Annotated in this window: 10 protein-coding genes; 9 read left to right on the top strand and 1 reads right to left on the bottom strand. The window is 32.4% G+C overall.

The genetic code is table 11. The features are described from left to right. Positions 1–92 precede the first annotated feature (92 nt). The 7 genes from EAH81_RS04785 (at position 93) to EAH81_RS04755 (ending at position 8757) form a co-directional block, all read left to right on the top strand. On the top strand, positions 93–857 hold the full coding sequence (locus EAH81_RS04785; protein WP_140504332.1) for a TIGR02757 family protein: 765 nt from the start codon (positions 93–95) through the stop codon (positions 855–857). A gap of 72 nt (positions 858–929) precedes the next feature. Then, positions 930–1991: a hypothetical protein gene (locus tag EAH81_RS04780; RefSeq protein ID WP_140504330.1), complete on the top strand. Its 1062-nt coding sequence runs from the start codon at positions 930–932 to the stop codon at positions 1989–1991. Next, the gene (locus EAH81_RS04775) at positions 1988–3424 is read left to right on the top strand and encodes a glycosyltransferase family 2 protein (RefSeq protein ID WP_140504328.1); all 1437 of its coding nucleotides are present in this window, start codon (positions 1988–1990) and stop codon (positions 3422–3424) included. Before EAH81_RS04780 ends, EAH81_RS04775 begins: the two co-directional genes overlap by 4 nt. A 7-nt stretch (positions 3425–3431) precedes the next feature. Next, positions 3432–4697, top strand: a complete 1266-nt coding sequence (locus EAH81_RS04770) for a YaiO family outer membrane beta-barrel protein (protein WP_140504326.1) — start codon at positions 3432–3434, stop codon at positions 4695–4697. Positions 4698–4702: 5 nt separating this feature from the next. Then, positions 4703–6916: a DUF4838 domain-containing protein gene (locus EAH81_RS04765; RefSeq protein WP_241676511.1), complete on the top strand. Its 2214-nt coding sequence runs from the start codon at positions 4703–4705 to the stop codon at positions 6914–6916. Positions 6917–6925: 9 nt separating this feature from the next. Further along, positions 6926–7294: a response regulator transcription factor gene (locus EAH81_RS04760; protein ID WP_140504324.1), complete on the top strand. Its 369-nt coding sequence runs from the start codon at positions 6926–6928 to the stop codon at positions 7292–7294. 110 nt (positions 7295–7404) lie between these two features. Beyond that, positions 7405–8757: a DEAD/DEAH box helicase gene (locus tag EAH81_RS04755; protein WP_140504322.1), complete on the top strand. Its 1353-nt coding sequence runs from the start codon at positions 7405–7407 to the stop codon at positions 8755–8757. A gap of 138 nt (positions 8758–8895) precedes the next feature. Here the strand turns inward: EAH81_RS04755 and EAH81_RS04750 are convergent, their stop codons facing one another. Next, positions 8896–10008: a lactonase family protein gene (locus tag EAH81_RS04750; RefSeq protein ID WP_140504320.1), complete on the bottom strand. Its 1113-nt coding sequence runs from the start codon at positions 10006–10008 to the stop codon at positions 8896–8898. A gap of 374 nt (positions 10009–10382) precedes the next feature. Here EAH81_RS04750 and EAH81_RS04745 point away from each other — a divergent pair, with 374 nt between their 5' ends. Continuing rightward, complete coding sequence (locus EAH81_RS04745; protein ID WP_140504317.1) at positions 10383–12311, top strand: BatA domain-containing protein; 1929 nt, start codon at positions 10383–10385, stop codon at positions 12309–12311. 214 nt (positions 12312–12525) lie between these two features. Then, the gene (locus EAH81_RS04740) at positions 12526–13782 is read left to right on the top strand and encodes a dihydroorotase (protein WP_140504315.1); all 1257 of its coding nucleotides are present in this window, start codon (positions 12526–12528) and stop codon (positions 13780–13782) included. Positions 13783–13787: the final 5 nt, after the last annotated feature.

The following is a 13787-nucleotide window of genomic DNA, read 5'->3' as shown; positions in this document are numbered from 1 at the left end:
TTGTTCCATTTCATTACACAAAAGGATTTTTCCCGAAGCTTCGGGACTATCAGGGCTAGGGCTTTACGACAACAATTACCTTTCATTAAATTATGAATAAATCAGAACTAAAGGATTTCCTCGACGAAAAAGTCGTTCAATATAACAATCAGGATTTTATCGAAAGTGATCCTGTACAGATTCCGCATTTGTTTACTCAAAAAGAAGACATTGAAATCGCTGGTTTCTTAAGTGCTACAATTGCCTGGGGAAATCGTAAAATGATTATTAAAAATTCGCATCAAATGATGGAATTAATGGGTAATACACCTTATGATTTTATCATGTCCCATTCTGATGAAGATTTAGAAAGGTTAGAGAACTTTGTTCATCGTACTTTTAACGGAAAAGATTTTGGAGGCTTTATAAAAGGATTAAAGCATATTTACCAAAATCATAATGGTCTGGAAGCCGTTTTTGCCAAACATCAGGAAGCAGACAGTTTGCAAAAAAGCATCAGTGAATTTAAAAAGATCTTTTTTGAAATCGATCATTTACCGCGAACTCAAAAACATATTTCAGATCCTTTAAACAATTCGGCAGCAAAAAGAATCAATATGTATTTGCGCTGGATGGTTCGTCAGGATACAAAAGGTGTTGATTTAGGTATTTGGAAAACCATTTCGCCAGCTGCATTATCATGTCCGCTGGATGTACATTCCGGAAATGTTGCCCGAAAACTCGGTTTGCTTACGCGAAAGCAAAATGACGGAAAAGCATTAGCCGAATTAGATTTAAAACTTAGAGAGATGGATTCAAAAGATCCTGTAAAATATGATTTTGCACTTTTTGGACTGGGCGTATTTGAAGGATTTTAGCCTCAAAAGCAAGAGATTTCATTAGCTTTTCTTCTTTTTTTTTCGTAATATTACCATATAAAAGCCTTTTGTATGGAACATTTTATTTTCGATTTAAAATATTATATCATTCCGTCCTTCTCAATTGCAACCTTATCTTTAGCCATTATTCTAATATTGAATAGAGTCTATTATCAATACAACTTGCCTTCCAGGCATCTGATTATTCGTAAATCCGAAAAATTTCTGACCGAAATCACTTTATCAAAACCGGACAAAAACACTTTAAAATATAAAATAGCTCAATTTAAATCTGAAATCCCCATAAATCGCTCGTGGTGCAAAGAAATGCTCATTGAGGATATGATCAGAATGAAAAGCAATTTAAAAGGCAAAACAGCCAAAAACATCCTGATCATTTACAAACAACTCGATTTAAATCATTACTCAGCAAGTTTAATTCGGGATTTTAGAAAATATAAAAAACGGGAAGGTATTTATCATTTTCAGGCATTAGGATACAGACCCGGAATTTCGCTTATAAGAAAGTATTTATATCATCCTGACAAAATTATTCGGTCTAATGCCAATATCGCTTATCTGGCTTTATCAAAGGGAGATTGGCAGGCTATTAATAAACTTCCTGTTAAGGTATCTATAATTACTACTATAAAAGTAATGGATGTTTTGCATTCAGAAAAAATACCTATTCCGCCTCAAATTGATCTTTGGATAGAATCAGAAAATCCAACTATCCTGAAGTTAGCGGTTATGACGATGGTTTTTTATAATTACACCAATAAAGCCTCCAAAATAATAAAATTGCTGCATCATGAAAATAAATCATTAAAAATTGATGTTATTACAGCAATTCAGGATCTATATTTAGAAGAAGCCGAAGAAGAACTGATTAAAATCTTTCCAACCGAATCGGTGGAAATTCAAATCGAAATATTAGACGCTCTCTCAGTTATAGGCTCCGAAAAAACAATTATCTATTTAAAAAATGAAATTGAAAAACAGGAGATAAAAGATATAAAGTTAAAAATGGTATTTTGCCTGAACAATCTTGATTCAATAAGTCTTGATGTTTTAGGAAGTTACGATCCAGACACTCAAAAAATGATTAATCACACTAGAAAATTACAGCTATGATACATGATTTTCTATCTTATCTTATTCGTGTTTATGATGTTTTTGTAGCCTGTTTTTCTATTGGTTATATCTTATTTTATATAGCTCTATCCATTCTATCATATTGGGCCATTATAAAACATTTAAAATATCAAAAATATCTGGAAGAAGAAGTCCTAATTCGGTCCAATCATATATTGGGTGTTTCCATTGTAGCTCCGGCATTTAACGAAGGTGTAAATATTGTGTACAATGTAAAATCGCTTCTTTCGCTAACGTATCCAAAATTTGAAATCATTATCGTAAATGATGGAAGTTCTGACAATACTTTAGAAAAATTAATATCCGAATTTGATTTGGTAAAAATTGACTTTTACTATCAGGAAAAAATCGTCACACAACCTGTTCGCGGGCACTATAAATCAACAAATCCCGTTTATTCAAGATTGCTTATTGTTGATAAAGTAAATGGAAAAAGTAAAGCAGACGCCTCAAATGCAGGAATAAACTCCTCGCAATATCCTTTGTTTTTATGTACAGATGTCGATTGTATCTTAAAAAGTAATACTATTTTGAAACTGGCAAAACCATTTATGGAAAACGAAATCCGTGTTATTGCAACGGGCGCAGGAATCAGAATTTCAAATTCATGCGATATAAAAGAAGGCTTTTTGTACAAAGTGCATTATCCTAAAGAATGGTATCCGAGGTTTCAGGAATTAGAATATGTTCGATCATTTTTATTTGGAAGAATGGCCTGGAGTCAAATAAATGGATTATTACTCGTTTCCGGCGGTCTTGGAATGTTTGACAAAGATATTGTTATAAAAGCCGGCGGATACTGGCATCAATCCTTAGGCGAAGACATGGAACTCATTACAAGAATGAGAAAATACATGCATGATACAAATGAAAAATTTTTGATAAAATATATTCCGGAATCACTTTGCTGGACAGAAGTTCCAAGCAGCAGAGAAATATTCTTGAGGCAGCGCGTTCGTTGGGCAAGAGGATTGATACAAACCTTGTATCTGCACAGGAAAATGTTTTTAAATCCCAAATATGGCCGAACAGCATTTGTAGTTTTACCATTCTTTTTTAGTTTTGAATTTCTGGTGCCTATTATTGAATTTATAGGTATAATTACTTTAGTTGCAAGTTTTGTGTTTGGTATAATAAACTTTCAATATCTATTTCTAATTAGCGCATTAGTTTATCTGTTTTATTTGTCAATAACCATAATATCAATCTTAATTGACGAAGTGCTTTATAAGAGTTATGCCAGTTACAAAGAGCTGATTACGCTTGTTGGAATGGCAATTATTGAGCCTTTTGTGTTTCATCCCATTACGGTTTATGCATCGCTAAAAGGATATTGGCATTTCTTTAGAAAAAAAGAACAAAAATGGGGCGTTATGGTTCGCAAAGGTTTTGAATCACCTTCTAAAAAATAATTTGATTATGAAATATTGTAAACCTATAAATATAGCTAAGCTACTTTTCTGTTTGTTTTTATTTTCAAATCAAACAATTAAAGCACAAAGAAAAATTGACACAGACAGTCTTTTAACCGTTGTGATGAAGGACATGAAAAGTACACATCCTGATTATAAACTCAATATTCAAAGAGCTTTATTAGGAAAAAAACTAGCGCCGGATTATATTGATTTTCATCTGGCTTTAGGCAGAAATTACGATCTGCTAAAACAAAAAGACAGCGCCCGATTCTATTACAATTATGTAATCGATAAAAATCCAAGATACGAAGACGCTTTTCTCTACCTTATAAATATGGATCTAGAGGATAAAAATTATGATGAAGCGCTAACTGTAACCTATAAAGCAATTGATTTATATCCTGACAGTAAATCTTTCAGACTTAAAAGAATTGCTATTTATGCGCTGCAAAATGACACTCAGAATGAAGCCAAATATCTTAAATCGATCAGAGCAAAATTCCCGCATGATCCGGATATAGAGCAGCGCCTTTTCGAATTGTATAGTAAAACTAACATTGATCGTGTAGGTACTTATTACAACCTGACTACAATTGATCGTGACGGAGTTGGTCCGTGGCACTTAGCCAGCGCCGATTATATGCGACAACGTACTTGGGGAAGTCTGATTGGCAGAGTTAGTTATGCCAAAAGACTTTCGTCTGATTTGGTTATGGCAAGCGGGCTTCAGTTTGAAGTTGAATCTTATCTTTTTGCCAAAAAAAATAACTACCATTATATTGACATTGCCTATAGTAAAGACAGCGCTTTTCCGGAATGGAGATTGGGTTATTCGTACTTTCAGAATTTCAATAAAGGCTGGGAAGCAGATTTAGGAGTTCGATATATCGTAATGCAGGATAATAGCGATTTAAAAACCTTAAATGTGGGAATAGGGAAATATCTGGGTTCTTACTGGATTAATTTAAGATCATACATCCAAAAAGATAGTCCGTCATTTACTCTAACATCTCGCTATTATTATAAAACAAAGTTTGATTATGTGACTGTAATCGCAGGCTACGGAACTTCACCAGATGATAGAACCAGGTCTGCAGAATATGATACGAGAAAATCATTAAACTCTTATAGAATAAGTGCAGGATTTTATAAACTAATAAAAAGCCACTATATCTTTGGATTTCTAATCACAGATAATGAGCAGGAATATACCACAAACAAATTCCAAACCGAACTTGATTTCGCGGTTTTATTGCAATATAAATTTTAAATATCATGAAAAAAAAGCATCACATTTATATCCAATTCTTCTTTTTTTTCCTGTTTACCTTCCATATGATGGCACAATCTGAAATCGTTATAACTGAAAAAAATAAAATTGTTACTGCTTCTGAAAATACTGAGAAAGCAGCAAAAATTTTGAAAATATATCTGGATAAAGCTTTTAAAAAACCTTTTGAAATTACATCAGAAAGTAAAAAAGACAATAATTCGTCAGAAATAATTTTAGAAATTTCAAGTACTGAAAACCTAAAAGCCAATGAGTTCATTATCAAAAGCGACACAAAATCAATTTATTTAATTGCTCCAAATCAAAAATACCTTCGTTATGCTGTTTACAGTTTACTTGAAATCTGGGAGTTTAGAAAATTTACTGCTGCAGAAACCTATATTCCCAACATAACACAAGTCACTTTTGCAAAAAATACAAAAAAATTGGAGCAGCCATCCTTTGATTACAGAGCATTGTTTTATCCGGATTGTTATGATGAAGACTTTAGAGATTGGCACAAACTCGATTGGCAAGTAGATGATTTTGGTATTTGGGGACATTCTTTTACCGTACTTATTCCGGCAAAAGAATATTTTAAAAGTAATCCGAAGCTTTTTGCTTTGTACGAAGGCGAACGAAATGGAGAATCATTATGTATGACCAATGATACTGTGGTAGATTTGGTGGAGAAAAAAATGGCTAAAATTATTGCCGAAACCCCAAACGTACAATTTTATTCTGTAAGTCAAAACGACGATGTGGTTTATTGCGAATGTACTGAATGCCGAAAAATAAACCAAAAATATGGCGGTCCTCAAGGTTCATTATATTATTTTCTAAATAAAATTGCATCTCATTTTCCAAAAACAAAAATTACAACACTCGCCTATCTTCATACGCTTAAACCGCCCGTAAATATTAAGATCGAACCAAATATCTATACAATATTTTGTCCGATTGAATTGAATCGGGGAAAAGCAATTACGGCTCAAAACTCGCCAACATTTGTAAAAACACTTGAAAACTGGAGTACTGCTTCTCCGCATTTATTTTTATGGGATTATACGGTACAGTTTTCAAATTATATGTCACCGTTTCCTAATCTGGAACCTTTTCAGAGCAATTACAAATTCTTTAAAAAGAATAAAGTAAAAGGAATGTTTGCTCAGGGATATGCTGATGTTCCGGGAGATTTCTCAGAATTGAGACAATATCTTTTGGCTAAATTAATGTGGAATACTGACATCGATCTTGAAGCCACAACTGCTGATTTCTTAAGAGGATTTTATGGCAAAGCTGCACCGTTTATTGAAAAATACCTGAATCTTTTAGCCAATTATCAAAATAAAAGCAATAGCAATCTGGACATTTATGATGGTCCGGTTCAAGCCCGAAATACTTTTCTAACGCCAGAAGCAATGGATCAATATGATAAATTGCTGGAACAGGCATCGAGTGCTGTTGAAGCCGATTCGGTTTTAAACCTGAGAATTCAAAAACTAAGATTAGCTTTAGAATTTGCTTATTTTGAGCAATCTAAATTTTATGGAAAAAACCAACATGGAATGTTTATCGTAAATAATAAAGGAGAAAAAGAAGTACGTGAAGGTCTAACGGAAAGAGTTTTGAAATTCTCCAAAACCTGCAATGCGTTAGGAATTTATGAATTAAGTGAAGGCGGACTTTCACCCGATAATTATTACAAAGAATGGTTAGAAATCTGTAAAAATACCACAACTCATTTAGGAGAAGATTTAAAAGTAAATTTTATTACACAACCTTCAAATGAGTTTAAAGGCAAAGGAAGCTACAGTTTAGTGGACGGAAATCGCGGTTATAAAGATTTCAATATTAACTGGATTGGCTGGTATGAAAACAATCCGGAAATTGAAATTGAAACAAAAAACTTAAACTTTAATACTTTAAGAATAAATTTTTTAAGCGATCAGAGACATTGGATTTTTACTCCAAAAAAAATAAAAGTATATGGCTTTAAAAATCAAAAATGGAATCTTATAAAAGAAGAGGATTTTGAAATTTTAACAGAAAACAACGAAATTACAACAAAATCATGGGAACTTAAGAATCAAAGCTTTAGTAGTTTTGTCAAAGTAGAAGTGATTATAGAAAACCAAGCAGAAATACCGGTTTGGAGAAAACGCAAAAACAAAAAACCAATGGTCATGTTAGATGAAATAGAATTATACCAAAAATAAACGCCCGAAATGAACACTAGTGAAAAAAAAATTATGATTATTGAGGATGACGAAATGACGATTGAAATTCTAAAATTTCTCCTTAAAAGGGAAGGCTACAAAATCAGCATTGCAAAAGATGGTATTAACGCCATCGAACGAATTCCCACAATTATGCCTGATCTTGTTATAACAACGATAATAATTCCGCTAAAATCAGGATTAGAAATTATCAGTTATATCAAAAAGAATTTCAAGGACATTCGCGTTATTGCACTATCGTCTCTTGGAGAAGAAGAAAATACTGTAGAAGAAGCTTTTGAATTGGGGGTTGATGATTTTATTGCAAAACCCTTTAATCCAAACGAGCTTTTATTGCGAATAAAACGTTTTTTATAGTATTTAAAACTCTATTTTTGAGAAATACGAATGCCCCAAGCTTTCGTAATTTCAAAGAAACATCGATTTTTCAGCTATTTATAGCTATATTTGCACAAAATTTAATGCAAATGAGCACTTTCGAGAAATTCAATCTTCCAAAATCAGTACAAAAAGCAATCGACGAATTAGGATTTGTTACGCCTACTCCAATCCAGGAAAAATCCTTTTCAGTTATTATGTCTGGTCGAGATATGATGGGAATTGCGCAAACCGGTACCGGAAAAACATTTGCCTACTTATTACCTCTTTTAAAATTATACAAATTTACCCCAACCAACACACCAAAAATTGTAATTCTGGTTCCAACTCGTGAATTAGTAGTTCAGGTTGTAGAAGAAGTTGAAAAACTTACCAAATACATGTCAGTTAGCACACTAGGTATCTTTGGTGGAGTAAATATCAATACACAAAAAAAAGCTGTTTATGAAGGTGTCGACATTTTAGTTGGAACACCTGGACGTACAATGGATTTAGCGCTTGATGCAGTAATACGTTTTGATGAAACTCAAAAATTAGTAATTGATGAGTTTGACGAAATGCTGAATTTGGGTTTCCGCACACAATTGACAGCACTTTTGGCAATGATGAAAACCAAACGTCAGAACATTTTATTCTCTGCAACAATGACAGATGAAGTAGATGCTGTTTTGAATGACTTTTTTGATTTTCCGGAAGAAGTTACACTTGCAGCTTCAGGAACTCCGCTTGAAAATATTACCCAAATTACTTATAATGTTCCAAACTTTAATACAAAAGTAAATCTGTTAAAACATTTATTAGAAACAAACGAAAGCATGGAACGTGTTTTGGTATTTGTGAATAATAAAAAAATCTCAGATATGCTTCATACCAGAATTGAAGAAGATTTTGAAGGTCAGTTTGGCGTAATTCACTCGAATAAATCTCAAAATTATCGTTTGAGTACAATGGCTGAATTCCAGGAAGGGAATCTACGTGGATTAATAACTACCGATATTATGGCAAGAGGTTTGGATATTTCGAATATCTCTCACGTTATAAATTTTGAGCTTCCTGAATTTCCTGAATTATATATGCACAGAATTGGTCGTACAGGTCGTGCAGATGCTACAGGAACTGCTATTAGTTTTATCACTCCTCGTGAAGAAGAATTTAAAGTTGAAGTCGAAGTATTAATGAACCAAGAGCTTGAAATTGCTGAATTTCCGGAAGAAGTAGAAATTTCAGCTAAATTAATTGAGCCTGAAAAAGACAGACAGCCAATCAAATTTTTAATGAAAAAGCAAACCTTAAAAGGTGACGGTGCTTTTCATGAAAAAGATAAAAAGAACAAAAAGGTCAATCTTGGAGGACCTTCAAAAACAAAAAAGAAGACTCACGGATCTGTCAATCGAAACATGTTGAAAACGAGAGATAAGAAAAGAAAAGATAAAGACAAGTAAGAGTTAAATTCCAATAAAAAAATCCAAATCCCAAATGTAGCAACATTAGAATTTGGATTTTTTTTATTGGAATTTTTCAGTTTTCAGTCTCAGTTTTCAGTTTGCTCGGGACTGAAAACTGAGACTGAATACTGAGAATTAGATCTTCGTAAAAACCAATCCTACCGGCGAACAAAGTTCAATTTTCTTGCCAGTATCAGTTATTTTTCCTGTGGTTTTGTCTCTTTTGAATACGATGATAGTATTCGTATATTGATGTCCTACTAAAAGGTAATTTCCTGTTGGATCAATCGCAAAATCTCTTGGTCCTTTTCCTAAAGTGCTTACTTGTTCTACTAATTCAATTTTCCCTTCTTTAAGAATTTTATATACTGAAATTGAATTTGCATCTACACGATCTGAAACGTATAAAAAGTTTCCGTCAGGCGAAATTTTAATTGCTGCAGCACCAGTTCCACCAGTAAATCCTTTTGGTAAAATGCTTGTTTCTGCAATTATTTTTAAACTTCCTGATTTATCATAACTAAACGTTGTCAAAGTAGCATCCAATTCCTGAATCAGATAAACAAATTTTCCGTCTTTGCTAAAAGTTAAATGTCTTGGGCCACTTCCTGCCTTTACGTCAACTGTTTGTTTTAGTGTTAACATTTCGTTTTTAGAATTCGGATTGTATTTATAAATAAAGACTTTATCCAGACCCAAATCGTTAGACAAAACAAACTTTTTATCCGGTGAAAAAACAGCCATATGTACATGCGCTTTTTCCTGACGGGCAACATTTGGTCCTTTTCCTTCGTGCTGAATTAATTGCTGTACTTTAGAAATACTTCCGTTTGCATTTTTCTTAAAAACAACAAGATTTCCACCCGAATAATTAGAAACAATTACATTTTTATCATCGTTAATTATATGACAAGGATCAGCGCCTAAAGCATCATTTTTATTCAAAAAATTTACTTTTCCTGATTTTGAATCATAACCAAAAGCACTTACCGTACTTTCCTTTCCGTTTTCGTTTACTGCATAAATAAATTTATTATCTGCAGAAACTGATAAATAACTTGGGCTAACTACGTTTTCAGAAGAATTCTTTAATTTAAAATCGCCAGTCGAAGCATTAAATTCGTACACGTAAATTCCGTTACTCTGGCAAGTATTGGTATAAGTTCCCACCAATAAATTAAATTTATTCTGAGCTTGTAAATTTATAAAAGCAAAAGCTGCAAAAAGGACCATATATAATCTTCTCATATTTTTTCTATTATTTTTTGAATATGCTAAAATACTCAATAATATCTTTCGCAAATAGATTTTTTGTTACAAATGAAGTATCAAAAGTTACATTTTTTAAACCTCTTCTCGTGCCTCTAAACCATATAAGTTATATAAGTTTATTTAACTTTTGCGTAAATCAAGCTCAACTTACAATCTCTTATATAACTTAAATGGTTAAACTAAACGTATAAGTTATATAAGTTTATTTAACTTTTGCGTAAATCGAACCTAACTTATAATCTCTTGTATAACTTATATGGTTAAACTAAGTATTACCTATATAGTTTTGACTAAAAATTTGTATTTTTGACCAGCATCTACAAAACGTAGTGAAATAAATCTAAGCCGGAATGCATTTTAAACATCCTGAAATTCTATACTTTCTGTTTTTATTGATTGTTCCAATTTTGGTACATTTATTTCAATTACGACGTTTCAAAATCTCTTATTTTACTAACGTTCGCTTCCTAAAAGAACTTTCTATTCAAACCCGAAAAAGTTCAAAAATCAAAAAAAGACTTTTATTAGCAACTCGTTTGTTGTTGTTAACTTGTATTATCTTGGCTTTTGCACAGCCTTTTTTTGAAGCCAAAGACAGCAAAAATGCTTCAAACGAAATGTATATTATTCTGGACAATTCGTTTAGTATGCAGGCAAAAGGAAAAAAAGGAGAATTGCTTAAGCGTGCAGTTCAGGAATTATTAGAAAACACACCGGAAACTACTCAATTTTCTTTGTTAACAAACACCGAGAATTATTGGAATACGGATATAAAAGCATCCAAAAGCGCTTTACAAAATCTAAACTACAGCGCGACTCCTTTTGAGCTTCCGTCTATTATGGCGAAAATAAAAGCACATAAATCAGCTCATAAAAAAGACATTGTTATTATTACAGACGCTGTTGGTTTAGCCGAAAAAGATGTAAAAAACATTGATACCGAAGAGAAACCGTATTTTATTATTCCCGAAGCCGAGCAAAAAAACAATATTGCAATTGACAGCGTTTTTATCAATCAGACTTTAGAAAATTTCTACGAATTAAGTGTGAATTTATCTGCTTATGGCGAAGATTTTAAACCGGTTTCGATGGCGTTGTACAATCAAAATAAATTGATTGCCAAGACGATTATCAAATTTGATGCGAAGAAAAAGAAAATCAATTTTACGATTCCAAAAGAAGCTTTTCATGGTTATGTAACTATTGAAGACAATGGTCTGACCTATGATAATAAACTATATTTCAGTATTTCAAAAAATAAAAAAACAAATGTTCTCAGTATCGGAGAACCTGAAAAAAGTAGTTTTTTATCCCGAATTTATACCTCGTCTGAATTCAATTATAATAATTATTCTATCAACAGTTTAGATTATAATAGTTTAGACAAACAAAATACCATTATCCTGAATGAATTAGCTGAAGTTCCGCAAGCATTACAAACTACTTTGAAAGCATTTGTTGCCAAAGGAGGAAATCTAGTTGTAATTCCTTCTGAAAAAAGTTCGGTTTCAAATCTAAATACTTTTTTAAGTAATTTCGGAAAAGTACAATTTGGCGTTCTTGAAAACAAAAGCAAATTAATTACCAAAATAAACTTCGATCATCCATTGTTTTCGGGTGTTTTTGAAAATAAAATCACCAATTTTCAATATCCAAAAACGACAAATTCATTTGCTATTTCAAGTCCATATCCTGCAGTTTTATCTTATGAAGACCAAAGTGTATTTGTGACTACGATTCAAAATCCTGTTTCGGGAATCACCATTTTTTCGGCACCAATAAACACAACAAACTCTAATTTTCAGCAATCACCTTTAATTGTTCCGTTGTTTTATAAAATGGGACAAAACAATCAGAAAACAGGTGTAAATGCATTAACTATTGGTAATAATCAGCCTTATTTTGTAGACGTTTTATTGACAAAAGATGCTATTCTGGAGGTAAAAGGAAATGAAGATTCTTTTATTCCGATTCAACAAATATTGAATAATAAAGTAAAATTAACTTTCAATGATTTTCCTGAAACAGCTGGAAACTACAGCATTTTTGATAAAAAAGAATGGGTTGAAAATCTGAGTTTCAATTATAAAAGAAGCGAAAGTGATTTGAGTCAGGTAAATACAAATGTGGTTTCGGATTTTAAAACTGCTGATACGATTTCGACCATTTTTAACACGCTACAAACTGAGCGAACAGACAGTCAAATTTGGAAATGGTTTGTTATCTTTGCACTGTTATTTTTAGCACTGGAAATGGCAATTATCAAATTTGTAAAGTAAAACTTAAAGTTTTATTTTTTGAACCATTAAGATATTAAGAACATTAAGGTTTTAAATAATAAATAAACTCTGGCTTGTCATTTTCGACGAAGGAGAAATCGCATGTGCTGAAAACGCACTGCATGGGATACTCTGGATGTGATTTCTCCTTCGTCGAAATGACAAATAGTGATCTAAAACAATACAATTTCAGTTCAAAATAAATTCTCTACATATGAAAATAATCATCAGAAGCGCCAAAATTATCGATTCAAAAAGTCCGTTTCATAACCAGACTGTAGATCTTTTAATTTCAGATGGTTTAATAGAAAAAATAGGAACTTCAATTCTTGATATCGATGATTCAATTGAAGTAAAATTTGACAACTTACATCTTTCTCAAGGTTGGTTTGACAGTAGTGTATCTCTTGGAGAACCAGGTTATGAAGACAGAGAAACGATCGCAAACGGATTAAATGTTGCTGCCAAAAGTGGTTTTACCGCAATTGCTTTACAACCCAACTCTTACCCTGTTATTGACAATCAATCGCAGGTAAATTTTGTAAAAAACAAAGCGAATGGTTTTGCAACCGAACTTTTCCCAATCGGAGCTTTGACAAAAGCCAGCGAAGGAAAAGATATGGCAGAATTGTTTGATATGAAAAAATCCGGAGCTATAGCTTTTGGAGATTATAACAAAAGTATCGACAATGCTAATCTCTTGAAAATCGCTTTGCAATATGTACAGGACTTTGACGGATTGGTAATTACGTATGCGCAAGATGCTAATATAAAAGGAAATGGTGTTGCCAATGAAGGAATTGTTTCTACAGGATTAGGTTTGAAAGGAATCCCGAATTTAGCGGAAGAATTGCAAATTTCCAGAAACTTATTTTTATTAGAATATACTGGTGGAAAACTTCATATTCCGACTATTTCTACAGCAAAAACAGTTGAACTGATCAAAGAAGCTAAAGCAAAAGGTTTACAAGTAACTTGCAGCGTTTCTGTACATCATTTACTTCTTACAGATGAAAAACTAGAAGGTTTTGACACGAGATTTAAAGTAACTCCGCCATTAAGAAATGAATCTGACAGAACTGCTCTAATAAATGGTGTTCTAGACGGAACAATTGATATGATTACTTCTGATCATAATCCAATTGATATTGAATTCAAAAAAATGGAATTTGATATGGCAAAAAATGGAACAATTGGACTGGAAAGTGCTTTTGGAGCATTACTGACTGTTTTACCTCTTGAAACAGTAATCGAAAAACTAACTTTAGGAAAAGCGATTTTTGGAATAGAAAACAATTCAATCACAGAAGGTTCTAAAGCTAACTTTACTTTCTTTAATCCGGAAGGAAAATCAACTTTCACGAAAGCTAATATTCTTTCAAAATCTAAAAATTCTGCCTTTTTAGGAACTGAAATAAAAGGTTCTGTGTACGGAATTTTAAACCAAAATCAACTTGTTACATCTAAATAATTACA

The sequence above is a fragment of the Flavobacterium pectinovorum genome, from assembly GCF_006438875.1.
Taxonomy (GTDB): Bacteria; Bacteroidota; Bacteroidia; order Flavobacteriales; family Flavobacteriaceae; genus Flavobacterium; species Flavobacterium pectinovorum_A.
Note: the sequence above shows the minus strand (reverse complement) of the source record. Positions and strands in the feature narration are given on the sequence as shown.